The organism is Streptomyces sp. NPDC088745 (genome assembly GCF_044751045.1).
In the GTDB taxonomy this organism is placed as follows: domain Bacteria; phylum Actinomycetota; class Actinomycetes; order Streptomycetales; family Streptomycetaceae; genus Streptomyces; species Streptomyces cremeus.
Genome location: NZ_JBIVLB010000022.1, coordinates 22,724 through 49,710, shown reverse-complemented (window position 1 = coordinate 49,710; position 26,987 = coordinate 22,724). Strand labels below are relative to the sequence as shown.

The 26,987-nt window shown below is 71.1% G+C and carries 22 protein-coding genes; 4 read left to right on the top strand and 18 right to left on the bottom strand.

What is annotated here, in order from left to right; genetic code table 11:
- Nucleotides 1-14: 14 nt before the first annotated feature.
- The gene (locus ACIP93_RS35240; protein WP_345218175.1) at nt 15-926 is read right to left on the bottom strand and encodes a hypothetical protein; all 912 of its coding nucleotides are present in this window, start codon (nt 924-926) and stop codon (nt 15-17) included.
- Nucleotides 927-1,054: 128 nt separating this feature from the next.
- Nucleotides 1,055-2,176 carry a S1 family peptidase gene (locus ACIP93_RS35235; protein ID WP_401766127.1) on the bottom strand — a complete coding sequence of 374 codons (1,122 nt, stop codon included), beginning with the start codon at nt 2,174-2,176 and terminating at the stop codon, nt 1,055-1,057.
- Nucleotides 2,177-3,583: 1,407 nt separating this feature from the next.
- Here ACIP93_RS35235 and ACIP93_RS35230 point away from each other — a divergent pair.
- Nucleotides 3,584-3,904 carry a hypothetical protein gene (locus ACIP93_RS35230; RefSeq protein ID WP_401766015.1) on the top strand — a complete coding sequence of 107 codons (321 nt, stop codon included), beginning with the start codon at nt 3,584-3,586 and terminating at the stop codon, nt 3,902-3,904.
- A gap of 85 nt (nt 3,905-3,989) precedes the next feature.
- Here the strand turns inward: ACIP93_RS35230 and ACIP93_RS35225 are convergent, their stop codons facing one another.
- Entirely contained in the window at nt 3,990-6,800 is a 2,811-nt protein-coding gene (locus tag ACIP93_RS35225; RefSeq protein WP_401766012.1) for a LuxR C-terminal-related transcriptional regulator, read from the bottom strand.
- 811 nt (nt 6,801-7,611) lie between these two features.
- On the opposite strand from ACIP93_RS35225, the gene ACIP93_RS35220 reads away from it, so the two are divergent.
- A complete protein-coding gene (locus ACIP93_RS35220) occupies nt 7,612-8,211 on the top strand; it encodes an NAD(P)H-dependent oxidoreductase (RefSeq protein WP_345219050.1) in 600 nt (199 codons plus the stop codon).
- Between the two features lie 650 nt (nt 8,212-8,861).
- Here ACIP93_RS35220 and ACIP93_RS35215 read toward each other — a convergent pair.
- Nucleotides 8,862-9,290 carry a hypothetical protein gene (locus ACIP93_RS35215; RefSeq protein WP_401766010.1) on the bottom strand — a complete coding sequence of 143 codons (429 nt, stop codon included), beginning with the start codon at nt 9,288-9,290 and terminating at the stop codon, nt 8,862-8,864.
- A 156-nt stretch (nt 9,291-9,446) separates the two neighbouring features.
- A complete protein-coding gene (locus ACIP93_RS35210) occupies nt 9,447-10,466 on the bottom strand; it encodes a LuxR C-terminal-related transcriptional regulator (protein WP_401766007.1) in 1,020 nt (339 codons plus the stop codon).
- Nucleotides 10,467-10,650: 184 nt separating this feature from the next.
- Between ACIP93_RS35210 and ACIP93_RS35205 the strand changes: the two genes are divergently transcribed.
- Together ACIP93_RS35205 and ACIP93_RS35200 are read left to right on the top strand one after the other, a co-directional pair.
- The gene (locus ACIP93_RS35205) at nt 10,651-10,836 is read left to right on the top strand and encodes a hypothetical protein (RefSeq protein WP_345218184.1); all 186 of its coding nucleotides are present in this window, start codon (nt 10,651-10,653) and stop codon (nt 10,834-10,836) included.
- Between the two features lie 55 nt (nt 10,837-10,891).
- On the top strand, nt 10,892-11,107 hold the full coding sequence (locus ACIP93_RS35200) for a helix-turn-helix transcriptional regulator (protein ID WP_345218186.1): 216 nt from the start codon (nt 10,892-10,894) through the stop codon (nt 11,105-11,107).
- A 150-nt stretch (nt 11,108-11,257) separates the two neighbouring features.
- Here the strand turns inward: ACIP93_RS35200 and ACIP93_RS35195 are convergent, their stop codons facing one another.
- The 13 genes from ACIP93_RS35195 to ACIP93_RS35135 form a co-directional block, all read right to left on the bottom strand.
- Nucleotides 11,258-11,956, bottom strand: coding sequence for an HAD family hydrolase (locus ACIP93_RS35195; RefSeq protein ID WP_401766003.1), 699 nt, complete (start codon nt 11,954-11,956; stop codon nt 11,258-11,260).
- Nucleotides 11,957-11,979: 23 nt separating this feature from the next.
- Nucleotides 11,980-12,837 carry an endonuclease/exonuclease/phosphatase family protein gene (locus ACIP93_RS35190; RefSeq protein WP_401766000.1) on the bottom strand — a complete coding sequence of 286 codons (858 nt, stop codon included), beginning with the start codon at nt 12,835-12,837 and terminating at the stop codon, nt 11,980-11,982.
- Nucleotides 12,834-13,811, bottom strand: coding sequence for a methyltransferase (locus ACIP93_RS35185; RefSeq protein ID WP_401766124.1), 978 nt, complete (start codon nt 13,809-13,811; stop codon nt 12,834-12,836). Before ACIP93_RS35185 ends, ACIP93_RS35190 begins: the two co-directional genes overlap by 4 nt.
- An 89-nt stretch (nt 13,812-13,900) precedes the next feature.
- Nucleotides 13,901-14,500, bottom strand: coding sequence for a DUF1349 domain-containing protein (locus tag ACIP93_RS35180; RefSeq protein WP_401765998.1), 600 nt, complete (start codon nt 14,498-14,500; stop codon nt 13,901-13,903).
- Nucleotides 14,497-15,330: an SDR family NAD(P)-dependent oxidoreductase gene (locus tag ACIP93_RS35175; protein WP_345218195.1), complete on the bottom strand. Its 834-nt coding sequence runs from the start codon at nt 15,328-15,330 to the stop codon at nt 14,497-14,499. Before ACIP93_RS35175 ends, ACIP93_RS35180 begins: the two co-directional genes overlap by 4 nt.
- Before the next feature lie 111 nt (nt 15,331-15,441).
- Nucleotides 15,442-16,857, bottom strand: coding sequence for a glycosyltransferase (locus ACIP93_RS35170; protein ID WP_401765996.1), 1,416 nt, complete (start codon nt 16,855-16,857; stop codon nt 15,442-15,444).
- Complete coding sequence (locus tag ACIP93_RS35165; RefSeq protein ID WP_401765993.1) at nt 16,838-18,607, bottom strand: 1-deoxy-D-xylulose-5-phosphate synthase N-terminal domain-containing protein; 1,770 nt, start codon at nt 18,605-18,607, stop codon at nt 16,838-16,840. Before ACIP93_RS35165 ends, ACIP93_RS35170 begins: the two co-directional genes overlap by 20 nt.
- Nucleotides 18,604-19,920 (bottom strand): aminotransferase class III-fold pyridoxal phosphate-dependent enzyme, encoded by a 1,317-nt coding sequence (locus ACIP93_RS35160; protein WP_345218201.1) that lies wholly within the window; start codon nt 19,918-19,920, stop codon nt 18,604-18,606. Before ACIP93_RS35160 ends, ACIP93_RS35165 begins: the two co-directional genes overlap by 4 nt.
- A gap of 59 nt (nt 19,921-19,979) precedes the next feature.
- Entirely contained in the window at nt 19,980-21,044 is a 1,065-nt protein-coding gene (locus ACIP93_RS35155; protein WP_401765990.1) for a phosphotransferase, read from the bottom strand.
- Nucleotides 21,041-22,294 carry an ATP-grasp domain-containing protein gene (locus ACIP93_RS35150; RefSeq protein WP_345218204.1) on the bottom strand — a complete coding sequence of 418 codons (1,254 nt, stop codon included), beginning with the start codon at nt 22,292-22,294 and terminating at the stop codon, nt 21,041-21,043. The genes ACIP93_RS35155 and ACIP93_RS35150 overlap by 4 nt, the downstream gene beginning before the upstream one ends.
- Nucleotides 22,295-22,320: 26 nt before the next feature.
- Nucleotides 22,321-24,006 (bottom strand): alpha-amylase family glycosyl hydrolase, encoded by a 1,686-nt coding sequence (locus ACIP93_RS35145; RefSeq protein WP_401765988.1) that lies wholly within the window; start codon nt 24,004-24,006, stop codon nt 22,321-22,323.
- Between the two features lie 45 nt (nt 24,007-24,051).
- On the bottom strand, nt 24,052-24,621 hold the full coding sequence (locus ACIP93_RS35140) for a sugar O-acetyltransferase (RefSeq protein WP_401766121.1): 570 nt from the start codon (nt 24,619-24,621) through the stop codon (nt 24,052-24,054).
- Nucleotides 24,622-25,130: 509 nt separating this feature from the next.
- Nucleotides 25,131-26,246: a SagB/ThcOx family dehydrogenase gene (locus ACIP93_RS35135; RefSeq protein ID WP_401765985.1), complete on the bottom strand. Its 1,116-nt coding sequence runs from the start codon at nt 26,244-26,246 to the stop codon at nt 25,131-25,133.
- Nucleotides 26,247-26,987: the final 741 nt, after the last annotated feature.

Sequence of the window (26,987 nt, the reverse complement as noted above, 5' to 3'; positions counted from 1 at the left end):
GTCTCCCTCGCGCCTCAGTCCGGCCATTCCCACTCGACGCCGTACACGCCGGGCGTGCACTTCGTGGGCAGCAGGTGCGTCGAGTGAAAGCTGTCGGGGGGCACGAGGTGTCGGCTGTGCGGCGGGGCGCCGAGCTGCTTGCAGTAGTAGTGCCAGCACTTCGACGGCACCGCCGAGGGGTGGAAGCGTACGTGGAGCAGGTAGGTCTGCAGGGGGGTGGTGATGCGGCGCTCGTGCTGGTGGGAGATGCCCGCGGTGGAGACGGAGCGGAGGGTGTACTCGACTGCTGCGGTCTCGTTCTGTGCCAGGCGGCGGCCGAAGGGGATGTCGGCGATCACGCAGTTGCGTTCCGGCGCGAACCGCAGGACCGGGGGCGGGCCGCAGGGGACGGTGATGTCGGCGGTGCCGGTCCTCGGCGAGTCCAGGGTGTGCAGGACGGTCAGGTGTCGTACGCCGCCGCGGACGGCTTTGACCACGACGGTGACGCGCATCTCGTCGACGAGGCGGTGCTCGTTCACGCTCACCGCCTCGTGGACGACCAGCCGTCGCAGGCCGGCGTTGAAGTACGGGAAGGCGTCGCCGAGGACCTGTTCGACATCCGAGTTCTCGCCGTACACCCCACGGACGGCGGCCAGGTCGTGCGGCGGGACCCAGCCGCGGGGTCTGCGCCTCAGCAGCGATCGCAGGGTGCCGTTCGGAAGGCCGAGAAAGGGTTCCAGGATGTCGACGGCGCGCAGGGACTGGGACTTCTCCGGCTGGCTGCGACCGCTCTGCCAGTAGCTGAGGGTGGCGAGACTGAGGCTGATTCCCTGCGACTGGAGGTGATCGCGTACGCGGTCCAGCGGCAGACCCCGCCGCCGCAGGGCCTCTTTGAACACGGCCGCGAACATCACGTCCGGGTCGTCGGTGTGGGGGGCGTTCGGCATGGCGTCTTCCAACAGGCGGATCTGTGGTCGGTGCGAGGGCCGGACTCCGTCGGGAGGTACCGGGAGGTGGGCCGGGGGCCGCTCGCCTGTCTCGCGAGCGGCCCCCGACGGTTCTGCTGCGGATGTGTTCAGTTGGTGTTGAGCGTCAGCCCGTAGTACCGGAGAGTGTCGTCGAGCGGCTGGAAGTAGGAGGAGCCGCGGGAGTTGACGCCGCCGGTGCACCGCTGATTGGTCGGGCCGCCGGACGTCATGCCCTGGGCCTGGTTGCCGGAGATGTACGCGCCGCCGCTGTCGCCGCCCTCGACGCAGACGCTGGAGGTGGCCAGGCCGCTGACGACCGTCTCGGGGCCTCCGTTCGGGTCGGTGTAGGTGACGGTGTTGTTGTACGAGCCGATGGCTCCGCAGGTCCAGCCGGTGGTGGCGCCGGACTTGCACAGTGCGGCGCCGGACGAGGCGCGGCTGCTGCCCCTGACGGCGACCGGGTTGCTGTTGCCCCAGGTGCCGACGCTGGTGACGATGGAGTGGCCGGGGTTGATGGTGTCGATGCCCATGTCGACGCTGCGGGTGCCGAGTGCGTAGCGGGTCTTGTAGCCCTTCGCGAAGGCGATCCCGTCATAGCGCAGGGTGTTGGTGACGCAGTGGCCCGCGGTCACCAGGTACTGGTTGCCCGCCCCGTCGCGAGCTCCGTACCCGACGGAACACCACTGGCTGGTGTTGTTGAACGTCATCTTGCTGCCGGGGTAGATCGCGGCCTTCGCCTCGACCTTCTCCTGGCCCCGCAGGATCTGGACGGCGGCGCCGTACTTGGCGGCCTTGGCGAGGAACGCCTTGGCGGCGGCTCCGCGCTCGTTGTTGACCTTGACCGTCACCTTGTCGGAGGCCAGGTCCACGGACCAGGCGACCACACCGGAGGGAACCTCCTTGGCGGCGACGGCGTCCAGCTCGGCCTTGATCTTGTCGAGTGCGGCCTGGCCTCTTCCGGGCACTCGGGCGTCGAGTCCGGCCTTCTCGATCTCGGCCGCTTCGGCGGTGCCGTCGGCGTTGACGGTCAGCTTGCCGGCGGTGTCGAAGAAGGCTCCGTCGCCGGATATCCCTCTCGCCCGGAGACCTGCGAGCTTGGCCTGCTGGGCATCCTGCCGGTCCAGACGGTCGGTCGCGGCTTCCTCGGTCACACCGAGCGAAGCGGCCAGCGCCCGGACCATGTCGGGCTGGTAGCGGGGGGCGGATTCCGTGTCCTGGGCCTGCGCCATGGTCTGGGTCCCCAGGAGGGCGGAGGCGGAGAGAGCGATGCCCACTGCGACAAGGCGGCGGGAGGTACGAGAGTTACGCACGCATATTCCTTTCGGATGACAGTCAGGAACTCGATGGGGGGTTTCGCCGGAATACACCGACAAGGCCGCGGCGAAAGGGGGTTCCTGCCTGGCGGAGAGTTCGGAACTCGCCGCGCCCCGAACTATTGCGTAGCGATTGAATGAACTTCAAGACGCGTGCGGGAGGCAATTTTTAACAGAAACAACGATGTCCCTGTTGAAGGGAAACGCGCCCTGCGGAACGTCAAGACGCTTGGTTTGAACAGCACTTCAGGAGGTATCGGGCCGGTCGTCAGGGCGGGCGAAGAGCGGGTCGGGCGGGGTGCGCCGGCCTTTGCCCGTGCGCGTACCCGGGCACGGGCCGACGTGACCCGCCGTGGAAAGGAGTTGTACGGGCGTGGGGCGCGACGAACCCCGCATTAATGTGCGCCGATCCATTCCGAAGAATTCGCCAGGACCGGAGCGAACAGCACTCTGCCATCATTTCCCGGTGACCCCGCACGCAACGGAAAATCGTGCCTCGATTTCCGCTCTGCGACCGCATCCGTCAACTGCCGCGGAAGCGGACAGGGGGGAGGCGGAAGCGTTTGTGCGGTCTCGTCAGCGGGCCGGTCGTAACGCTGGAGTCGGCGCCCGTGGCGTCCTCGTCGCCGGAGGCGACCACGCGCCCGGTGCGACGGCGCGCACGTGCGGTGTCACCGGCGGGCCACCGGCGGCTGCTGTGCCGCCGAAGGCTCTGTACGGGGCTGTCCGGCCCATGCGTCGACTCCAGTGCGGTGGGGGGTTCGGCCGGAACTCTGAGCCGGTCATGCCAAGGAGTTCCGCCTGCCCGGAACCATAGGGGCGCCGCGTGAGCGGTGGTATCAGGCGGCCTCTTTCACGGATACGCAGAAAACCCGACGCGTGCCGGGGTTCTGCGGGCACCGGCCGTCAGAAGGGTTCGTTCCTGTTCGCCGGAACCCGGCGGGTGGTGAGCCGGTTCGTCGGCCGATGCCGTTTCCGCCGGTCACCGGCCTCCCGCCGGCCTGGCGCGCTGCCCACCGCCGCCCCGGTGGGCGACCTCCCGGTCGCGGGGCCGTGCGGCCGGAGCTTCGGTGGCCGGATCCTGGCGCCCACGGCCCCCCCAGGCCGGGTTCTCGTGCGGTGGTGGGGCCCGCGCCCCCATGACGGCCGGGGTACGTATAGGTGTTTGGCCGATTCCGGATATTCAGAGCCCGGACCGGTTCGTAACGTGATGCGATCTGATCAGCGGTCGAGCGGACGTGCGGCAGCGGCGCGGCCCCCCCGCACCTCCACCGCAGTCCGTACCGGCAGAGCGAGAAAGCGCGAACCCAAGGAGACAGCGCCATGACCAAGGTCTATTTCCAGGTCAATGTCCCCATAAGGAACTCCGCACAGCCCGACCAGTGCGGACTGCACGTCTTCACCGGGCCGGCCGACACCTGGACGGAAGCCCTCCGCATCGCCCGCGAGGCCTGCGACTCGGCGATCGCCGCCCAGAGAGCGGGTGACGCTCTCCCGCGTCGGCGCTCGGGCGGCTGGGGAGAGCGCGGGCTGCGCCCTGGCTGGGTGTTCGACTGGTCGGCCGCGACCGTGGACGCGTGGGAGTCCGACACGATGCTCAGGGCGAACCGGTCTTCCGTGTCCCGCCAGTACGGGCGCCCCTGACAGCCGAGAGGGGCACTGCTGACGCGGTCCGTGCTCCGTGCTGCTTCGGCGTTCACTTCCTGCCCGGCATGCTCGTCCCGTCGTTTCAGAGGGTGCGGCCCAGGCGGTGGGCGAGGTCGCGGCGGGACAGCGCGCCGGTCTTGCGCATGGCGCGGGCGATGTGCTGTTCCACCGTCCGGGGGGACAGGTGCAGGGTCACGGCGATCTCCCGGTTGGTCAGGCCGGAGGCCGCGAGCTCGGCCACCTCCGTCTCTCGGGGGGACAACTCGTCGGCGTGCGAGGGGCGCCCGGGAGGGCGGCCCTTCCTGACCGGCCGCCGCGTGCGCAACAGGGCTCTGGTCCGCGCCGCGTCCCAGACGGCCCCCAGCTCGGTGAAGCGCTGGATGCAGGACTCCAGTTCGCCGATCGCCGCGAGGGCGGCGGGACGGCCGGGCAGCCGGTCCGGACGGCCGGCGGGTCCCCCGGCCGCCGCGGCCGGGCCGGAGTCCGCGTCGGCATCCACGTCCGGGTCGGCCTCCGCTTGGGCATCCGGTTCGGCGTCCGCCGCGAGCACGCAGCGTGCGGCGCCCTCCGCAGCCAGTGCCTGGGAGTAGGGCCGAGGCAGCGCCCCGTAGGCGGACGCGGCCTCCCGGTACAGTTCCGCGGCCCGCAGCAGCTCGTCCTGCCGCTGCCGGGCCGGCGCTTCCGTTTCGGCGAGTACGGCCCTGCTCCACACCAACGCGGCTCGCGCGGCGGGCGCGTCGCGCCCGCCGAGGCCCTGGGTGAAGTCCCGGACCATGGCGTGAGCGGCGGTCCCGTCGCCCGCGCGCGCCACCGCTTCCACTGCCCACGGCGCGAGCTCCGCGGCCCAGGGCCACACGCCCTTCTCCGCCACCACCGCCCAGGCGGCATGCGCGTGCTCCGCCGCGACCGTCACGTCCTGGCGGGCCAGGGCGAGGCGGATCACCGCGCCGACCGCGGTCGCCACCAGGGGCACGGGCAGCTTCTCCGTCCCGAACGTCCCTCGCTGGGACAGCCAGGACATCGCCTCTGCCCAGTCGCCCTGGGCGACGGCCAGCAGGCCTCGCACGACGTAGGCGTCGGAGGCGATGAACGGCATGTCGGAGGTCGCGGCGACGAAGTCCTCGCACCGCTCGGAAAGGCCGGTCCACCGGCCGGTCCACCACTCCTGGAGCAGCCGCGTCCCCAGCGCGTTGTACTCGGTGTACGGTGCGCCGCTCCGCGCGGACAGGTCGGCTCCCGCCGCCAACAGGTCCTCCGCCCGCTCGTAGAAGCCGAGCCAGACCGCGAAGTCGGCGGCGTTGCACAGACCGCGGGCCGCCTGCCGGGCGCGGAGGGGGTCCGTGCTCTCCGCGGGCAACTCCTTCACCAGGTCCCAGGCGTGCGGGTCGGCGCAGCTCATGGCGAGGCCCGTCCGACTGGCCAGAACCGCCGTGCGCATGGCCTCGTCCCCACTGATGTCCGCGGCGGCGGTGGCCTGGACCAGCCAACTCCGGTGGACATCGAGCGAGTTGCCCGGCCAGTAGGGGCTGGACAGGGCCGCCATGGCGCGTGCGGCCAGGCCCGGGCGCACCTCGCGCAGTTCGGCCGCCGCGACCTCCAACACCCGCCACCCCTCGGGGAACCGGCCCATCTGGTTGCAGAGCATCAGCCCCAGGTCGAGACGCAACTCCCCACGTACGGCCGGGGGGAGGGAAGCGTCCTGCACGATCTGCGCGAGCACCTCCACGGTCTGGTCCGAACGCAGTCCGGTGACCGCGCTGCGGGCCAGCAGCGGAGCCAGCCGGGCGCGGGCCCGCGGAGGGAGCCCCGGGGCGGCCAGCGTCCGCTCCAGCAGCGCGACGGCCTGCTGGTGCCGGCCGGACGCGGCCGCCGTCCCAGCCGCCTTCTCCACGGCCCTCAGCCACCCGCGGCTGTCGCCGGCCGCCCGGTGGTGTTCGGCCACCGCGTCCCATGCCACGGGCTGCTGGCGGCTCCAGACCTGCGCCGCCCTCCTGTGCAGGTCCTGGCGGACGGGCCCGGGTACGCAGTCGCGTACGGCCGCAGCTTCCAACGGGACGGCGAAGCCGTAGCGGCCCTCTCCCCGCTCCGTCAGGGCCGCGCCCGCCAATGCCCGCAACAGGGCGCTGCTCCCCGTCTCGGTGCCGAGCCCCGACACCGCGATCAGTTCCGCACGGCCGACGGGCCGGTCGAGGACGGCAGCCGCCCAGACCAGCGGGCGGTGCGCCGGGGCCAAGGCGTGCGTGCGACTCAGCACCAGTTCCGCCAGCCGGGTGGGCACACCGGCCGCGTCGATCTCCGCGGCCGTGCCCGTGAACGCCGGTTGCTGTTCCCGCAGCACGGCAAGCAGGTCGACGACCACCCGCGGCACTCCGCCGGTGCGCTCGTGCAGCCGACTCAGCGACTCGCCCGACCAGTCTCCGCCCAGCGCCGCCACGGCGGCGCGGCGGACGCGTTCTTCGTCCCAGGGCGTCAGCCGGTGCCGGAGCACCGTCAGACGGTGCGGATACGTCACCGGCGAGCCGCCCAGCGGCAGACCGGGAACGCCGAGTTCCTCGGGGCGGTAGGCCACCGCGGCCGCTGAACCCGGTTCCAGCCGTGCCAGCACCCGGCGCAGCTCTCGCAGCTCGTCCTCGTCCGCCCGGTGGACGTCGTCCACCAGCCACAGGGTCGGTTCCCGCCGGTTCCCGCCCGCCTCCGGCGGCGGGTCGCCGACGCCGCACCGCCACCACAGGGGGACCGCACCCGCCGCTCCCGGAAGGCCGGCCAGTTGCCGGAGCAGGTGACTCTTTCCCCCGCCGGCGACACCCTCGACGAACAACAGCGTCGCCCCGGCGCGCTCAGGGGCCAGGGCGCGGGTCAGGGCCCGCAAGACGGACTCGGGCGCCGCGATCACGCTGTCACCCTCGCTCTCCTTCTCCCGTGGGCCGAACACCTCCCGGGGCCGAACACGCCGCTTGTTCCGGGCGGTCCCGAACACGCCGCACCCTCGGCCCCCCCCCGTCAGGACCCTCCACCACCGGCATGCGGAAGCCTGCGCCGCTTCTGCGGGATGCCCTCTTGAGACACACCCTACGTCTGCGCCCGGTCGCCGGCCCGCGTGAGCCGGCGACCGTCACGTTGCAAGGCGGTCAACAGGAACTGCTTCGACTCCTCCGTCCGGAAGCCGTGCCAACACGGAGGCAGGTGTCATTTCCTCCCCCGCGCTGGGTCCCGAGGCGGCACGGCCGTCGACGCCGTCTTCGGACGGCCCCGTCCGGGGTGTACGGGGGCCAGGAAGCGCCCCGAAGTCCCAGAGGCACCGCCGTACCCCGCAGCGGCCTGCGATTTCGCAGGTCAGAAGGGATGCGGTGGCGTACGAGTCGCCTGCTGGGCAGTGCTCGGAGGCTCGCCCGGCACGGCGATGACGACCCCCTCGGCCGATTCCGCCCCCGTCCTGGCGAGGGAGCAGACGACTCCGCGAACCGCGGACGCGCTTCCCGCACGGCTTGGCACGAGCGAGCCGCTCAGGACGGGAGCCGCGGGCGGTGCGGGCACACCCCGGCGGGCCGCCCACCGTCCGCCCGCCCTTCGACGCCCGGCGTCCGGCACGTTCGCCTCCGCGGGTCTGTCCGATTGCGCCAGGGGGTGACTGCGGAGGGCTGGACGGTAGAACCGGATGGGAGAGGGCATGGGTGGATGACCCCCTGAACCACGAGGAGTTCCCGATGCGTGTTCTCTCACTTGTCTGCACGTTGAGCCCGTCGCCGAAGCCGTCCAGCAGCATGCACCTCGCCCACCAGGCGGGGGAGGAGTTCCGCAAGCTCGGCGCGCAGGTCGAGACCGTGCGCGTCGTCGACCACGACGTGCACCCCGGCGTGGGCCTGGACATGGGCGAGGGAGACGCATGGCCCGCGCTGAGGGAGAAGATGCTCGCCGCCGACATCCTGCTGCTGGCCACGCCGATCTGGCTCGGCCATCCCTCCAGCGTGTGCCAGCGAGTACTGGAGCGCTTGGACGCCGAGCTCTCGGAGCAGGACGCGCAGGGCCGGCTGCTGACGTACGGGAAGGTCGCGGCGGTCGTCGTGGTGGGCAACGAGGACGGTGCCCACAAGGTCAGCGCCGACCTCTTCCAGGGCCTCAACGACGTCGGATTCACCCTCGCCCCCGGGGCGGTCACCTACTGGGTGGGCGAGGCCATGCAGGGCACCGACTACCAGGACCTGGACACCACGCCGGAAGCCGTCGCCTCCACCACGCACACCCTTGCCGTGAACACCGTCCACCTCGCGCGGCTGCTGAACGAACGCCCCTACCCCGCTTCCTGACCACTGCGGGGAGCGGGTGCGCACGCGGGTGCCGTCGCGCCGTTGGCACGAGGGGCCGCCCGTACCAGGAACCCGGCACGTTCCCGTCGTGCCCCGAGGCGCCGTTCGCGGTGACCGGGCCCGGGGGAGGGCTGCTCCGTGGCACCGACGGCGGCGTGATCCTGCTCCGGAGACCGTCGTCGTCCAGGTCGTGCGTCGCACGTGCCGGGCTTCGCCCCACAGCCGAAACGGTGGATCGTGGAGCAGGCCGACGGCACGTCGGTGCTGCACCGCCGGCCGGCCCGCGAGGACGACCACCGGCCCGGCACCTCCGCCTCACGCGTCCCACGACACGGACCGGCCCACTACGCGCCCAGCCGGCGTACTCGACCGCCGTCCTGGCCGAGACCGAAGCGCGGCTCGCGGACCTGGACACCACTCGGAAGGCCATCGCCGAACTCGCACCGGTCGGAGGAAGTGAAAGCGGGCCGCCCGGGACGGACACCGCCTGCCAAGCCGTCGTGCCCGCCTTCAACCAATAGCCCGACCAGCCGTTCTGTGCCCGTGAGCTGCATGAACTCCTCGGCATGCCCACCAACGGGGCATCCGTCGACGTCACCCGCGCCCCTCTCTCCGCGGCTTGACGATCTGTGGAAGCCGCGGAGTCGAGCTCAGGCGGTGCGGGCCGCTCCGACGACGAGGCAGAGCCTGCGGGACGAGTCGGTCTGCTCGCTCTGCGCGAAGTAGCCACGCGGTACGAACAGGGCTTCTCCCGTCCGCAGTCGCAGCTTCCGGGGTGACGCCTCCGCGCGCGTGCCCGGCGGGGTGAGCTGCCACCCGCTGCTTCCCCTCAGCTGGAAGACCAGCACGTCGTCCGGGTTCGGGAAGGGCACCGCGGCACACGACGCGGCGGCGACCGGGCGGTCGAGGAGCAGGGCGAGCCCTGCGGCGAGTCCGTCCGGACGGCCTCGCCAGTCCTGGGGAGCGGCGTGCTCGGGCCACAGGATTCCGGCGCCCTTGCCGCTGTGCGCCCGTACGAAGACAGCGAGTTCCTGAAGCTGATGGCCGTCCAAGCCACCCGATCCGTACGGATTCGGCATCGGTATCCCCCTCTGGCGCACGCGGTTCGTCTGGAGCGCGAATGATCCGACCCAGCGTGTCCCAGACGGGTTCCGGTGAAAAGTCACTGCTTTGTGCGACCTGCCGCCGTCGGGCGGGCCCGCGGTTCCGTGTTGCGGGGTGGCGAGGTCCATGTGTCATGAGTCGTCCAGCAGCCCGCTCCGTGCAGCGGCGACCCCGGCCTGGAAACGGCTCTCGGCCCCCAGTTGGTCCATGATGTCCGCGATGTGCCGCCGGGTGGTACGCAGCGCCATACCCAGCCGGCGGGCCACCGACTCGTCCTTGAGCCCTGCTGACAGCAGTTGCAGGATGGTGCGGTCGAGTTCGCCCGCCACCTTGGCGAAGCCCTCGTCGCCGGCGTTGGCGTACGGCGTGGCCGTCTCCCACTTCTGTTCGAAGAGGCCGCACAGGAAGGCCACGGTGTTGGGTTCGCGGATCACGACCGCACCCCAGGCGCCGTCGGTGGTCGGGAGGAAGGCCGTCTCCCGGTCGAAGATGATGATCCTGCCGAACAGTTCGTGGCTGGTCCGGTACTGGCCCCCCAGGGCGGAGGCAGCGGCCACGTAGACCTGGCTCGGGCCGTGGAAGCGCGCCGTGTGGTGGTACAGGGTCCTGAGCCGTACGCCGCGTTCCAGCAGCGGACGGTCCCTGGCCAGGGCGTCTTCCATGGGTTCGTGATCCCGGGCTCCGCCGCCGGGCTGGCACGACAGCACTTCGTCCCGGCACTGCAAGGAGAGCCGGTTGAGCAGGGCGCGGACTTCGTCGAGGGTGGAGATCACCTCCACCCCCCGTGCGCCGCACGCGGCGTGACGCTGGTAGGCGGGGGCGAAGCGGGCCGCAGCCGCCTGGATGCCTGCGATCTGACGCTGCTTCTCCCGGATGTCCTGTTCCAGTAACGCGATGTGTGCACCGGTGGCGACCTCCGGACCGACCGCCAGTTCCCGCGCCGGATCGCCGGCCGTGCGTTGGACCAGGCCGCTCCTGCGCAGTCGGTCCAGGGCGTCCCGAACCGCGTCCGGATCCAGCCCCAGGTGCGCGGCTGCGCGCTCCGTGTCGACCTCCTGGTGCTCCAGCACCCAGTCGTAGAGGGCCAGTTCCGTCTCGCTGGGGTCGCCGTCGCGGCAGAATTCACCGCCGTTCCGCCCCTTTAGGTCCATCTCGTCCCCCCGGCCTCAAACTGCCATGCAACTTGGTGAGGTACATGATCCATTGTGGGGGCCTCGTGGAGTCCGGCAGGCTCCACCCATAGCCGGATTACGCCGGAAGCCCGGCAGGATCCGCCCATGGCCGAATACTCGATGAACTGCACAAAATGCATCTTTCACATCTTCGGGAGTTCCTGTGAAGCGCTTTCTGCTGACCGTGGCGACCGCTGCGCTGATCGCCCTGCCCGCCGTCTCGCATCCGGTCTGGCAGGGTCACGACCGCAGCACGTCGGCGGGTCCCTCCGAGGCTCGGGACCTGCCGCGCCCGTCCTCGTGCGGCGGGCGGTGCGCCGACCCCAACGACGACACGTCCTGGGGCTAGGAACTCCGTGACCGTGCCCGCACACCACCTGAAGGCCCAGACACCAGGAGGCAGCATGAGGGACGCCACACCCAATCTGACCGGTCGCGAGACCCAGGTCCTCCGACTGCTCAGCACAGGAGACACCGTTTCCTCCATCGCCCGCCAGTTGTCTCTGAGCCCGCACACCGTCGACACCTACATACGCCGGCTCCGCACCAAGACCGGAACGGTCAACCGCACCCAGCTCACCGTTTTCGCCGTGCAGAACGGATACGTGGGAACGCTCTGACGGCGCGGTCGGCGCCCGGGTCCGCTGCCGTCGGAAGTCGCTCGGCCGGACCCCGCCGAGCCCCCCGGCCCCGGCCCGAGGTCCCGCCCCGCCCACGTCCGTGGTGCCCGCTCCGGCCCCGCAGCCCGACCGCTGCGGGGCCGGAGCACGTCATGGCGTACGCGTCGGCTTCCCGGGCTCCAGCGCGGTGAGGTCGACCGACGAGAGGTCGCGGGCGATCTCGTCGGCCGCCCCGTAGTCCAGGCTCCGGGTCAGAGCCGTCGGCACCGCCACGACCGTCATGCCGGCGGACCGCGCGGCAGTGACGCCAGTGACCGAGTCCTCGACTGCCAGGCAGCGGGCCGGTTCGACCGCAAGGGCTGCCGCTGCCGCGAGGTACACCTCGGGGTCCGGCTTGCGGCGGGTCACGTCGTCGCCGGTGACCACCGTGTCGAAGTAGTGGCCGAGGCCGTAGTGCCGCAGCCACCGCCACACCCAGCGGCGGTCGGAGGAGGAGGCGACCCCCAGGCGCAGTCCGGCTGCGCGAGCACCCTCCAGGACGCGGCGCACACCGGGCAGCAGGCGGACGTGTTCGGGTGTCATGAAGACCTCCCAGAGCGCCGCGAGCCGTTGTCGCAGCAGGTCGTCGCCCGGCAGCGCACCACCGTCCCGGCAGCGCCGCAGCACGGCGAACAGGTGCGGATAGCCCTCGGGGCGGCCGCAGACCTCGGCCGCCCACACCCCGTGCGGCAGGTGCAGGCCGTACTCCGCGAACAGCGCGGTGCACGCCAGGAAGTCGGGGCGGACGGAATCGATGAGCGTGCCGTCGAGGTCGAAGACCACGGCGTCGTGGTGGCGGGCCGGAAGCACGTGGGGCCACACCCTTCCTGGGGTCACCGGCGGCGGAGCCGGATCGTGACGGGTCGGTGGTCGGAGGCGGGCGGCCGGTCGCCACGCGGTTCGGGGTGGGGGTCGGCGGACGCGTAGGCGACCAGGCCGGGGGCGAGTGAGGGGGAGATCAGGAACAGGTCGATACGGCGCTCCGCCTCTGTGGGCGGCACCGTCCCGAAGGTCGGTGACCGGTCGCCCAGGTGGGCGCCCGCGTCCACGAGGAGAGGGTCCGACGGGTCCCCCAGGAGCAGCCGCACCGGGGCGCGGTCGGAGCCGCCCGGCCCGTCGAGCAGGTGGTCGGCCCTGCGGTGCTTCGGCACCCGGCCCCAGTCCGGCTCGGGATCGCCGGGCGGGAGGCTGTTGGCGTCCATGCCCATCACCAGTGGCGGCAGGGCCGGGTCCGCGTACCGGCGCAGATGATCCGCCTCGATGCGCCGGCCGGTGGGACTGAAGGGGTCGAGGTGCGCCACCAGGAAGCGCAAGGGCGTGGTCCAGCCGGGCAGGCGCAGGGTGGCCAGGCCGTGGCCGTGCCAGTGCGTCAGTGCGTGCCCGGGGTGTTCGGTGTCCACCGGTTCGATGTCGCGCTGCCAGAAGACGGCCTGGTGGCAGCCGGTCTTCGCGAGGAACAGCGCGCCGTCCATGCCGAACGCCGCCTTGGCGTCCTCGAAGCGCGCGCCGCCGTCCCGGTGCCAGCCCCAGCCCTCGGTGGTGAGCAGGACGCGCGGGCGGAGCGCTTCGACGAGTGCGCACTGGGCCAGCCACTGTTCGTCGCGGCCGTGCAGCCGCTCGATCCCGGCCTCGTGCAGATTCCAGAACATCACCAGGTCGGTGCCGGGCGTCGGGGGGTGTGCGGTGCTCACTTGACGCCGACCACCATCGACTCGGGCCCGTCCAGGTGCTCGACGTAGACGTCGCGGAATCCGGTGCGCCGCAGCCACTCGCGGCACTGCGCACCGGTGTAGTCGAAGCCGCCGGGCACCTCCGCGTGCATGATCAGGCTGAGGATCAGGCCGACGGCGTTGCTGCGGCGGTCGTCGTCGATGAGCGTCTCGTACACCAGGACCGCCCCGCCGGGCGGGAGCGCGGCGTATGCCTTCTCCAGCAGCCGCAGCTTCTCCTCCTCCCCCCAGTTGTGCAGGATGTGACCGAACACGATCACATCCGCCGAGGGCAGTGGGTCGCTGAAGAAGTCGCCGGGCCGGAACTCCAGCCGGTCTGCCACGCCGAGTGCCTCGACGTACTCCTCGAAGCCCTCGCGGGCGGGCGGCAGATCGAACCCCACGGCGGTCAGATGGGGGTGATGGCGCAGCAGCCAGCCGGGCAGTGCCCCCTGCGCACAGCCGACGTCGACGAGGGTGCGGTAGCGGTCCCAGGGGAACCGTTCGGCAAGGGCGTGGGCCGATCCGATGCTCAGCGCGGTCATGTCCCGCTGGAAGGCGCGCACGGAGTCCGAGGACGCGTACTGCCCCGCGTAGAAGTCCCGGCCGTCCCGCGCGTCGCCCTTCGCCTCCCCCGTGCGCAGGACGCCCACCAGGTCGTCGGCCATCCCGGCGCAGCGGGCGAGAAAGCTGTCGCCCAGGTAGCTGACCGGTTTGCCGGCGTCCAGGTACTCGGCTGCCTCGGGGGTGTTGGCGTACACGTCTCCGCTGCGTCGCAGCAGGCCGAGGGCGACCAGGGCGTCGAGGAAATCGGCGGCGGGCCGGGGGTGCAGGCCGACGCGTCGGCACAGGGCGGGCGCGGGCAGCGCCTCCTTGGCGAGTGCGGTGAAGACACCCAGGTCGACCGCGGCGAGCAGGGTCCTGGTCTTCCAGTGCGCCCAGAGCAGGTCGGTCACGGGCAACGGGGAAATCATGGGAAGCCTCCGGTTCGGTGGGGCGGGGCCGGTGAGTGGTGCTCGGCGCTGTCCTTCGGGTCGGGCAGCGGTCAGCGTCGGTCGGCCAGCGCGGCCGACGTGCGGTGCGGTACCGCGAAGGCGGCCGTGCAGGTGTCGGAGAACGGCGCCTGCGCGAACAGTTCGAGCCGTACGTCCGCCGCCGGGGCGCCGAAGAAGGTACGGACGAAACGCCACTCGTCGTCCGGGTCCTCACGGCAGAGCACGGCGTGGCGCCGCCCCTCCCTCGTCACCAGCAACTCGGCCCTCGGCCCTGCCAGTTCCGGGCCCGCCGCCTCGTCGGACACCGGCCGGGAGACGACCGTGACCACCGCCCAGCCGCCCGCCCTGGTCCGCTCCACACAGGCTTTGAACCAGCCGTCCGCCCAGCGCACGAGGATGCCGCCCGCGTCGCCGAAGCCGCGACCGTCGACGGTGACCCCGGTCCAGAGGGTGTGGTCGCCGGTGACCGTCCGCCCCAGCCGTGGGACGTCCGACGCCTCGTAGTGGCCGGGCATGGCGAACAGGTCGGCGCCGCGCTCGGCGCGGATCGTGAGGGAGGCCGCGTCCCGGGTGCACGCGTCCCCGGGGCCCGTGAAGGACCAGTCCGGACCGTCGAAGGGGTCTGCCTGTGCCACTGGCGTCCCGGTCACGGCGCCGACATCCCGCCGTCGACGCTGATCGCCTGCCCGGTCACCCGGCGCGCCGACGCCAGGTAGAGGACGAGGCCGGCGATGTCGTCGGGGGTCTGGAACTCCCGCTGCGGGACCATCGTGCGCATGCGCTCCCAGCACTCGTCCTCGGTCTCGCCCGGCCGGACGAACTCCGAGAGGAGGTAGCGCCACATGTTGGAGCGGACGATGCCCGGACAGACGGCGTTGACGCGGATGTTCTCCTTCGCGACCTCTTGTGCGAGGGCGGCGGTGAAGCCGACGACGCCGAACTTGGCCGCGCAGTAGTGGGAGACCTTGGCGAATCCCGAACGCCCGGAAACAGAAGAGAAGTTGACGATGGATCCGCCGCCGGAGGCGCGCAGCAGGGGCAGGGCCTCGCGCGAGGAGAGGAAGACACCGTCGAGGTTGCCGGACACCACGTGCCGGAACTCGGCCAGCTCCATCCGCTCGACCGGGCTCACGTGGGTGACCCCGAAGGCGTTGACGACGGTGTCGAGCCGCCCGGGGCCGTCGGCGATCTCCTGGTAGAGACGGCGCACGGCGTCCTCGTTGGTCGCGTCCACCTCGGCGGCGCTCACGTCCAGCCCGTCCGCGGTGAGCTTGGCGGCCAGTTCGCGTGCCTCCGTGAAGCCGGTGACGGCCGTCGAGCGGTAGTGGTTGAAGGTGGAGGGCAGCCGGTCGGTGTCGGCTGCCACGACCTGGGCGCCGCACCGGGCGAACGCCTCGACGACGGCGGCGCCGATGCCGCGCCCGCCGCCGATGACGAGGGCCACCTGTCCGGTCGCATTCGTGTCGTGTTCCTTGGTCATGGGGTGCTGTCCTTCGTGTGGGCGGATGGGGACGTCGTCGCGTTCGACGACGTGAAGACGTCGGGTGCGGAGGTCACGGGGTGCTGCCGACGGTTCGGGACGCGGGGCCGCTCAGTGCCCCGGGACCGCTCCGGCCACGGGTGGGCTCACGTGGTGCGGACCTCGCGCGGAGACCCTCCCGGCCGGGGCGGCTTCCGCCCCGACGGGCGCGAGGGCATAGGCCAGCGGGGGCAGCACCAGGGCGTCCAGCAGTCTGGGGAAGGCCCGGTAGTCCGCGAGATTGCGGTGCGGTGCCGCGACGATGCGGCGCAGGGCGGCGTCGTCGTGCCCGGTCCGTGCGGCGCGCGCGTCGAGGGCGTCGGAGAGGACTCCGTCACGTCGCCCGAAGAAGTCACGGAACAGGGCCGCGGCGGCTGCCGCGTCCGGGGCGGGCCCGCGGCGCGGCTGGACCCGGACGGCGTCCGGCAGCACCCGGTCGTGGCCGGCGGGGACGGGTGCGGGGCGGCCGGCGAGGGTGTCCAGGAAGGCGTCGTCGGTGTACGCCGTGGTGGCCGGCAGGGAGGCCGGGGCGAAGTCGCGGGTGAGCAGCTTCGCCGTCAGGACGTCCTCGTCGACTCTGCCCAGCGGACCGACGCGGCCCATGTCGAAGGAAGTCCGCGTGTCGAGGACGGTGGGCACCAGGTTCCGGGCGGGCAGCAGCTCGACGGCCGGGCCGACGTCTGCGGCGACCACCGGCACTCCGTGGGCCAGCGCCTCCAGGACCACGCGCCCCAGCGTCTCGCGCGAGGCCGTGCTGGGGAAGAGCAGGACGTCGATCGCGTCGAAGAACGCGGAGAGTTCCTCCTGGGGACGGACGCCCGCCATCCGCACCGCGCTCGGGGGCACCCCTGCCCGGCGCAGCGCGTCGTGCACGCGGGCGGCCTCCCAGCGGGGGTCGTTCGGCTTGCCCGCGCAGACCAGGCTCACGCCGCCGTCCGCCTGGTGGCACCGGGCGAACACGGCCAGGACCTGGTCGAAGTTCTTGGCCAGTGAGAGGGCCCCGAGGTAGCCGATGCGCAGCGGCCCCCCGACGGGCGGGAGGGCGCGAGGGGCCCGCCGGGGCAGGCGGTCCAGCATGGGGTAGGCCACGGCGGACCGGGCGGCGGAGGCGAAGTTGCGCTGGAACAGCCGACGCGTGTACTCGGTCGGAAAGAGTGCGAGGTCACCGGGGCGCACCAGCGGCGCACACAGTTCTTCCTGGGCCCAGTAGCCCGACCACAAGGCGGTGTGCACCTCACGGACGATGCGGAAGCGGCCGGCGGTCCGTTCTCGCCAGTGGTGGTAGAGGAAGGCGTACGGGCCGGAGCCCGCGTACACGACGTCGTCCGGGCCCAGTCCGGCGACGCAGCCGGGGCCCTCGGTGACGTCGTGCAGGACGACGGAGCCGCGCCGGGCGAGGAGGTGGGACATCTCGCGGTGCATGAGGACGGCACCGTCGACGATGCCCGACGTGTCCGGTGACTGGTAGTCATGCGTATGCAGGCGCATGCACGGCCTCCTCCCGGCGCTCCAGCAGTCGGACGAGCCGGTCGCGCAGCTGGGCGGTGCTCATGCCGTGCAGCGGCAACTGGTGGTGGTGGGCGCGGGTGGCGATGTCCCGGCGCACCGCGTGCACGTCGACGGGCAGCAGGTACTCCGAGCGCAGCCGCTCCCCGAAACCCCCGTCGGCGCCGTTGTACTCGACGCTCAGGACGCGGCGGGTGCGCGCGAGGACGTCGAGGACGCCGGGGTCGAGCCGGGGGGTGAGCGAGGCGCAGTGCAGGTGCGGGACGGCGAGGCCCTGGTTGGCGGCGGCCACCAGCGCGCTCGCGTAACCGAAGGTCACCACTGCGGCGTCGGGCGATTCACCGGGCGGGGTGAGCCACACGCCGCCGTCGATGTCGGCCGAACAGTCCTGCGGCAGCGGTTCGAAGACGGCGTCCACCATGCTGAGGACGTGGGTGGTGGCCGGGTCGCCGCCGAGCCGGTCCAGGCAGGCGTGGAACTCGGCGGCGGTCACGGGCTCGTAGACCCGGGTGTGCAGCAGCAGGCCGAGCATGTTGGTGGCGTTGTGCGCGCCGCCCCACGCGCCCCAGCTGCGCCCGGCCAGGACCAGCAGGTTGCGGACGCTGGTGGTCGCCTCCGTGAGCATGCTCAGCGAGTCCATGTAGTACATGGCGTCGGTGGCCACGACTTTGGTGATGTGGTCGGGCAGTGAGAGAGGCATGCCGACCGTCAGGGTCTCGGCCAGCCCGGTGTTGGTGTAGGGGAGGTGGCCGCGCAGACCGAACCTGGCGGCCATGTCCGGTGTGAAAACAGCGAGTTCGGCGCCGGACAGGTCCTGGTGGACGGCCAGCATCCGGCCGGCGGTCGTCACGAACGACACGGGCCGCTCCGGGGGCGCGGGCTGTGCGCCCGCCGGTTTGAAGCTGTGCTCGCCCTTGCGGGTGCGGCAGACGAGCACGGAGGGACCGGGCGCGTCCAGCGCGTCCCCGAGGGCCGTTTCGACGGCTGGGCCGTCGCACCCGTCCACTTCCGTGAGGGTGCCCAGGTAGGCGGCGAGGTAGCGCGTGTTGAGCGGCTTGGCCAGGGGCTCGATGCCTTTGCCGTTGGCGTCGACGACCAGTACCAGATTGGTCAGCCCGGCGTCGTACGCGAATCGCAGCGCCTCGAAGGCGGCGCCTTCGTGGAGTTCACCGTCCCCGGCGAGGCAGACCACCTTGCGGCTCTCTCCTCGTCGCGTCAACTCCCATGCCAGACTGACCGCTTGGACCACGCCGACGCCCAGGCTGTAGCGCATCGTGTTGCGGAATCCGAGCTCGCGGTGCACGACCCCGGTCAGTCCGCCCTGATGCAGGGTGGTCAGCGGCGCGAAGGGCAGGGAGCCGCGCACGTAGCGTTCGGCGTAGAAGGCCGGCGCGATGTGCCCCCGGCCGACCACCAGCTCGGCCCGGCCGCCGTGGTCGACGAGCTCGTGGGCGAAGCACGCGCGGACCAGGGGCAGCGAGGACAGGTTGCTCTGGAGGTTCCCGGAGCCGGCGATCTCGTGCATCCGCAGCAGGACGTGGGCGCTGTCGGTGTAAAGGCGCTCCGGCACCACGGCGGCGACGTGCCGCAGGCTCTCCAGCAGTGGCTCACCGGGAGCACCGCGGTGCTTCATCTCGTGCAACTCACGCGTGACCACGGCGCGTTCCGCTTCGGTGAGGCGGGGCATCGCCGCACGGGCGGGTGCGGCGAAGCGCTCGTAGGGGCCCCTCACCGCTCGTCACCGCAGACCTCGTCGATGGCTGCGCCCAGGATCGTCACGATCTCGTCCACCTCTGCCGTGGTGGTGACGAACGCGGGCGCCAGAACCACCCAGTCGTCCTGACCCCGGATGATCAGTCCGCGCCGCAGGCAGGCGGAGGCCACCCGCTCGCCGGGGCGTTCGCCGCCGCCGGCGAGTTTGACGCCGTACAGCAGGCCCAGCGCGCGCAGGGTGCCGCGCGTGCCGACGGCGGCGCGGAGCCGCGGTTCGGTGTACGCGGCCAGCTCGCGGATCCGGCCGAGGTAGCCGTCCTCGCGGAACATCGTGACGGCGGCGAGCCCGGCAGCGGCGGCGAGCGGATTGGCGGCGTAGGTGTGGGACGGGGCGAACGACACCGGCCCGCCGCTCTCGCCGAGGACCGATGCGATGTGCTCGCCCATCAGCACGGCGGCCAGGGGCGCGTATCCGCCGGAGAGGCCCTTGCCCGCGCACAGGATGTCGGGGGTGACGCCGAAGGTCTGGGCCGCGAACGCCTCCCCCGTGCGGCCGAAGCCGGTGACGATCTCGTCGAGGACCAGCAGGACTCCGTGGCGGTCGCAGACCTCCCTGACCCGGGCGAGGTAGTCGGCGGGGGGAATGGCCATGCCGCGCAGGTGGATGACGGGTTCCAGCACGATCGCGGCCACCGAGTCGGGTCCCTCGGCCTCGATGGTCCGCTCGATCATGGAGGCGGCGACGGCTCCCGACTCGTCCGGCGAGACACCCCAGAAGTCCTCCAGGCAGTCCGGCGGCCACACGTGCACCACGCCCGGCAGCCCGGGGCCGAAGCGGGTGGTGTCGGGACGCCCGGTCAGGGACAGCGAGCCGAAGGTGGCGCCGTGGTAGCCGTGGTAATAGCTGAGGATCTTCACCTTCCCCGGGTTGCCGTCGGCGCGGTGGTAGAGGCGGGCCAGGCGCATCGCCGCCTCCACGGCCTCGGACCCGCCGTTGACCAGCTTGGCCGCCGTGATGCCGTCGGGCGCCAACTCCACCAGGGCGTCGGCGAGTTCCAGCGCGGATCGGTTGGTGCCGTGCAGGGGCGGATTGAAGGGAAGGGTCCGCAACTGGCGGGTCACCGCGCTGACGATGGGCTCGCAGTCGTAGCCGAAGCAGGTCACGAAGACGCCGGAGAGGGCGTCGAGGTAACTGTTGCCCGCGGCGTCGGACAACCGGACGCCCTTGGCCGACTCGAAGAGCAGGGCCTCGGGCCCGTGCGGGACCTCGAAGCAGAACGCCGACAGGTCGGCGGGCCAGGACGACAGAGGTGCGGGGGTCTCGGTGGTCATACGGGGCTCCTTGGCGAGAACGGGGCACGGCGCGCAGGGATGCTGAGGGCCGGGGGAGGTCAGCGGGCCGCGGGGGCGGTGAGCAGACGGTGGGCGGCGAGGCGCCGCGCCGGGGACAGCAGCTCGAAGTAGGCGAGCCACTGCGGGGTCAGGACGTTCCGGTCGAGGATGTCCTTGGCGATGTCGACGATGACCGGCAGCGAGTGCGCCATCAGGACGGGCATCAGCAGGCTCTCGTCGCCCGGCGACAGCAGCCCGCGGTGGCGCGCGTCGCGCAGGAACCCGCCGAGGACCTGCCGGGCGGCGTCGTCGTCCCCGCGGCACGCGAGCATGGCCGTGTCGGCGATCCAGGCGAGGTCGAGCAGCCGGTCGGCCACCTGGAGGTTGTCGAAGTCGAGTACGGCCAGCACCCGTGGCGGGCCGCTCTCGGACAGCAGGAAGTGGTGGGCGTGCAGATCGCCGTGGACCACGGCCGGCCGGGCCGGGCCGTCGGGGCGGTGCGCCAGCACCGGTGCGCTGGACCGCAGTTCGCGCAGCACCTGGGCGGCGGCGCGGTGCCAGCGGTCCGTACCGCGCTCGGCCGCAGGCAGCAGGCGCCGCTGGGCGTCGGCGAGGGCGGCCGGCCAGTGCTCCTCGTCCACCATCAGCGGCAGGCGGACGACGGCCAAGGCGTCGGCCACGTCCGGTGGCAGGCGGTCCAGTGCCTCCCGCAGGTCCAGTCCGGTGGCGACGACGGCTCGCGCCTGTTCCGGTCCGCCGTTCGCCCCCACTCCCGGGCAGTACCGCGTCAGTTCGCACGGGAGGCCGTCGTGGACGGCGGCGGCCCGGCCGTCGGCGGCCGGCACGACGGACGGCACGGGCACCCCCTCCCCGCGGCAGTGTGCGAGGACACGGTCCTTGAGCGGGAGGAAGGCCCCGGGGCGCAGCGCCTCGGCGTTCAGCTGGGCCTTGAACACGTGGTCGCCACCGGCTGCCGTGACCAGCCACAGGCCCGCCGTGTGGCTGAGCGGAGCCGATCCCCCGACGGTCAGCGGGCGCAGCTTCGCGTCGCTCCACGGCGCACCCCAGTGGGTGGCGAGGACGTGGCGTACCCACTGCTCCGTTCCTGTGGCGAGGACCCTCATCGGGGGCCCACGTCGTAGAAGTCCGCGCCGTCGAGGTAGCGGACGGTCGCGAGGTCGCGCAGCACGGTCTCCTGCACCTCGTGACGCAACTCGACCAGCAGGGCGTACGTGAAGTCGTTGACGGTGGGAACGATGGGCTCACCGCCGCGGACGAACTCCCGAAGCCCGTGGTAGCTCTCCAGGCTCTTCACCCGGTCGAGGCCCCGGTAGGCCCGCAGGGTTCCCTCGACCGGTGAGATCATCGGCGCGCCGGCGACGAAGTGCTTCACCTGGTAGCGCTCCTGGTGGCGCGCGAGGAAGGTCTCCGGATCGACGTAGGCGTACACCGTCCAGTTCAGCTGGGACTCGCCGGTGCCCATCCGCGCGTAGTGCGCGGTGTTTCCGCCGCCCATCCGTGCCGCGACCTCGATCACGCACGGTCCGCTGGGGGTCATCCTGATCTGGACGTGGGACGGGCCGTGGAGGATGTCCAGCGCGTCCAGTACCTGCTCCGCGTAGCGGACGGCCTGTTCGATCTTCTCGCCCTCGTAGGGCTGGAGGACCAGACCGTCACAGAGGTCGAGGACTCCGTTCGCGGTGATGTGGGTCGCGTTCCAGACGTCGCACACGTGGTGCTTCCCGTCCCGGCTGACCATGTTGATCGCGTACTCCGGGCCGGCGAGGTACTCCTGGGCCAGGACCGTGTCATTGCGCAGCGAGAAGACGTCCTGCGTGCCGGCCAGGGACCGGTAGGCGCGGACGGCCTCCTCGGGGGTGTCGCAGTAGTGGATGCCGTCGCTGCCCGCGCTGCTGACGGGCTTCACCACGATCTTCCCGGCCAGCTCGCGGTGCCAGCGCTCCAGCTCCTCCGCGTTCTTGACCAGCAGCTGGCGAGCGCCGCGCAGCCCGGCCGCCTTGATCTTCTCGACCATCACGTACTTGTCGCGCCGCGCGAGGGAGCCCGCTGTCCCGTTCGTCAGCAGGCCCAGGCGCTCGCTCAGCAGATCGGCGAAGCCGACGCCGTACTCGCTGTCCGGTATGACCGCGCGCAGGTCGTACCGGGACAGCTCCCGGAGCGTCTCGTCCAGGTCGCCCCGGTGGACGACCTCGGCCACGAATCCGGTGGGCACGACCTTCTGGTACAGCTTGGGCCGCACGGCTGTGCTCTGCACATGGACACACGCGTACCCGGCCTCCTTGAACGCTGCGACGAGACCGCCGGAGAGGCAGGCGGGACTTGCGTCGACGAGCGCGACATGACCACGGACCATCTGTTGTCACCCTTTACTGATGTCGTTCACGTGCCGGGCGTGTGCCCGGAGGGAATGCGGGTCGGCCCGCTCGCCGTTCGGTCGCGGCGGAGCCACACGGCGCCATGCGGCGCGAGCACGTTCCCCGTTGACGTGTCGCTCGCTGTCAACACCGCGTGCCCCGGGGGCAGACTCACCGGGCGGCCGGAGAAATTCACCATGCAGAGAAAGTCCTCCCGCCGGAAAGCGAGGACCTCGGCCCCGGCCGGGACCCAGTCGAAAGCGTCACTCCTCAGGCAGGGCAGCGAATTTCTCAGCCGTACGGCCCGGCGGTAGAGGTTGAGCATGGAATCCGCGTCGGTGTCCTGGGCCGATGCCGCGTACCCGGCCCAGCCGTCCGGTTGCGGGAGCCACGTCTCGTCACCGCCGCCGCTGAATCCGTACGGCGGGGCCTCACCGGACCACGGCATCGGCACGCGGCAGCCGTCACGCCCCGGATCGCTGCCGCCTGAGCGGAAGTGCACCGGGTCGCGACGCGACCCGGGCGGCAGATCCTCCACCTCCGGCAGGCCGAGCTCCTCGCCCTGGTACAGATAGACGGAACCCGGCAGCGCGAGAGTGAGGAGTGCCGCGGCACGGGCACGCCTGGTCCCGAGGGACAGGTCGCTGGGCACGCCGGCGGCGACCGAGCCGAAGTCGAAGGACGTGTCCTGTCTGCCGTACCGGGTGACGGTCCGGGTCACGTCGTGGTTGCAGAGCACCCAGGTCGCCGGTGCGCCGGTCCGCCTGCTGGTGGCCAAGGACGTCTCGATGACCGCGGTGAGCTCCGCGTGCTCCCAAGCGCATTTGAGGAAAGCGAAGTTGAAGGCGGCGTGCAGTTCGTCGTGGCGCAGATAGCGCGCCAGGCGCTCGTTGTCGTCGAGCCAGATCTCGCCGACGAGGAGACGTTCCTCGGAGTAGGACTCGGCCGTCCGGCGCCAGGAGCGGTAGACGTCGTGCAATTCCTCACGATCGACGTAAGGGTGCGGCCCGCCGGAACGGACCAGGTCGGGCAGGCGTGCGTCCTTCTCCAGGAGGCTCGCCGAATCGACCCGGACACCGGCGACACCACGGTCGAACCAGAACCGCAGAACCGAGTCGAATTCGCTCCGCACCAAGGGGTTCGCCCAGTTCACGTCCGGCTGCTCGGGGCAGAAGAGGTGGAGATACCACTCGCCCGGTTTTCCGTCCGCGTCCGTGGTCCTGGTCCAGGCCGGCCCGCCGAACTCCGAACGCCAGTTGTTCGGCGGCTCCTCGCCGGACTTCCCCCGACCGGAGCGGAAATGGAACACCTCGCGTTCCGGGCTCCCCGCGGGAGCGGTGAGCGCCGCACGAAAGAGCGGGTGCTCGTGGGAGAGGTGGTTCGGCACGATGTCGACGATGAGGCGCAGCCCGTACTCCCGGGCCTCGGCCACCAGCAGCTCCGCTTCCGCCAGCGTGCCGAACACGGGGTCGATCTCCCGGTAGTCGGCGATGTCGTAGCCGCCGTCCGCCATGGGGGAGCGGTACCACGGCGTGAGCCACAGCGCGTCGACACCCAGCTCCGCCAGGTAGGGCAGCCGGGCCCGCAGCCCGGCGATGTCTCCCTGGCCGTCGCCGTTGCCGTCGGCGAAGCTCCGCAAGTAGACCTGGTAGACGACTGCGTCCCGCCACCAACCGCGCGGGGACTCGGGCGACCGCTCCGCACCCACCATCAACATCCTTTGCACACCGGGGTCGCTTCCGACCAAGTGAGGGTCTTACTGCACGTCAGGAGCCACTGTCCGGACCACGCGCGCGGGGTTGCCCACGGCGACCGTGTCGGGCGGAAGGTCCTTGGCGACCACGCTGCCCGCACCGACGATCGTGCGGGCCCCGATCGTGACGCCCGGAAGGACGATCACCCCTCCGCCGAGCCACGCACCGTCCTCCACCACGACGGGCTTCGCGTTCTCCCACATCCCGTGCCGCAGAGCCGCGGAGTCGGGGTGATTCGCGGTGTACAGCTGGCAGCGTGGCCCCATCCGGACATCTGCGCCGATCGTGATCGGCGCACAGTCGAGGAACACCGCGTCGAAATTGATCCGGGACCGTTCGCCGATCTCGATGAAGAACCCGAATTCGCAGAGGAACCGAGGCATCACACGTACGCCTGTCCCCACGGACCCCAGCAACTCCTGAAGGATCACGGATCTTTCCCGCTGGTCGCCGAGGGCGGTCGCGTTGAACCGGTCCAGAAGGTTCTCGCATCGCTTGCGGTGGGGCCGCAGCAGCGGATCATTGGCCAGGTACGGCTGCCCGGCCGCCATGCGGGCCTTTACCTCGTCCAGTCCCACAGCACTCAATCACCATCTCCGCCGCAGCGGTTCGGGGGCTTTCGGCGATCGGGGGCCGGCACGCCCGGCCCCCGATCGGCATGCGTGATGCGTCAGCGCTGGTAGTGGATCTTGATGGAACGGGTCTCGACCGTCTTGGCGGCAAGCTCAATCTTCTTCATTGCGCACTCCTTTTCCTGGTGGTGGACACTGTTCAGTGCCCTTGGGTTCGACCGTTGCGGCCTGGTGATTACTCTGCCTCTTTTGAATTCCCCGGCCAAGTCACGGGATTCCGGGACGGAAAGGGAGAGTGTTGTGCCCGTCACCGCAAAGCGCGTCTTCATTGCACAGGAAAGACAGAACCGAAAACGCACAGGCTTCGACCGGGGTTTCCGGTCGAAGCCTGGGCTTTTTCGGCCAATCCGCAGATCAAAAGGTTCGCAGAAGGAGGACAGAAGAGGGGCAGAGGGGGCAGCAGGAGCAGACTGGCCTGGGGGCAGGTCAAGTCACCAAGGCAATCCCGATCAGCGGCGCTGTTCCTTCGACGGGTAGAGTTCCGCCTTTTGGAACGCGGCGAGCCCCGCAGTGTAGTGGGGCTCGCCACGGCCGTCGGGAAGGCCGGCGGCCAATACGTAAAGGGCTGTCTCGCGGATTCCGTCCACGCCGAGGGCGTCCTCCAGTTCGCTGTCCCGGAAGGCCAGTGTCTGGAACGGCCCCAGTCCCAACGCGGTGGCCGTGAGGGCGAAGGTCTGCCCAAGGTGGCCCGCGTTCATCAACATCACCCGGTAAGCGCGCGGCGCGCGGTACTTGCTGCTCATGCGCTCGACAACGGCAGTCACGAAAACCGTTATCGCTGCTTCGCCGACCGCGGCCTGATCGAAGGACAGGTGCGCCGCCTGCTCGCGGGTGAACTCGGCGTCCAGCAGTTCAAGCGAGTGTTCGAGGCAGTTGTAGTGGTAAAGCCCCGGAGCGATGCCGTCGACGGCGAAGACGCCGACGTAGGCCTCCAGTTCTTGACGCGCGCCACCGGACGCACTGGTGCGTTTCATGAGGGCGCCGAAATCCTGCCCGTCCAGGAACTCGCTGGGGCCGAACACCATCGAGAGGAGCCCGGACAGAGTCGACAGCGGAAGATCCACCTGCTTGAAACTGCGGTGGGTGCGCCTCTGGTAGAGCGTGCGGACGAAGGATGCGTCCAGGTCGATCGGTGACCGGGGCAGGAGTACGCGGTCCGCATCGGGATAGTTTTTGAACAGGGCGGTACGACGTCCGGCCCTGAAGTCCTCGTTGACCTCGGCGGACTCGGTGTAGTCGGCGTCCTTGCTCGAAAAGTGGAGGGCTGTGGCCTCCGGCGACCACGTCTGCCATGTCTCGGCCAACTCGGCGTCCCGGTCGCCGTCCTCGGCGGACACCAGGAATCCGTACTTGTGCAGTTCCCCCGCGGCTGCCCGGAAGGAGTCCGGGTCGCTGTCCGGGAAGCTCGCCGCGACGTCGTCGACGGATGCCCATTCGCTGAACGCTGCGAGGATTTCGGCAGCCACCGGCGCGAGGGAGACTTCCGGACCGGCCAGGTAGTTCTGGATGACGAAGGACCCGTCACGCCAATAACAGACAAGGTTGTGCGCGCGCCGCAAAAGCATGGCTTCTCCTTGGCGATCGGGGGCCGGGAACACCGGCCCCCGATCAGTATTCGCGATCGATCAGCGCTGGTAGTGGATCTTGATCGAACGGGTCTCGACCGTCTTGGCGGCAAGCTCAATCTTCTTCATTGCGCACTCCTTTTCCTGGTGGTGGACACTTTTCAGTGCCCTTGGGTTCGACCGTTGCGGCCTGGTGATTACTCTGCCCGTCAGTGAGCCAAGGGCCAAGTCACGGAAGTCCGGTACCGAAATGCAGTGAGGAACTGGACGGGTCGGGCGGCGTATGGAACTTATGGCCTTGTCCGCCGACTGCGAGCTTGAGCTGTACCTCGGCTTCGGCAGTGAAAACGGCCCGGGAAGCAATGTCCTGCCTGCTCGCCTGCTCAACGAGGTGGGCGCCCTGGGACTCGACATCGTGCTCGGCCTCTGTCCGCCCGGATCTGCACCAACAACACCCCGCCGAGTTCCGTAGCGTCCATCCGCGTCCCTGGACACTGGTGAATATCCCTCTGTACCCACCCGGCGGCTGCCACGGTCGGCGGCTCTGTACGACCGCTGATTGTGGAGCACCAACCCGTCACCCCACTGGTCAGCTCCTCTTGGGAACACCCCGGGGAGGCCGGGGCGGGGCCGCATCCGTGTGCGGTGGCTGCGGTGCTCAGGTCGTGTGCGTCCCGGCGTCTTCCCGGACGGCAGGCGCGTGCCAGGAGCCGGGCGTGGGCGCGGGCGGGCTCCGGACCG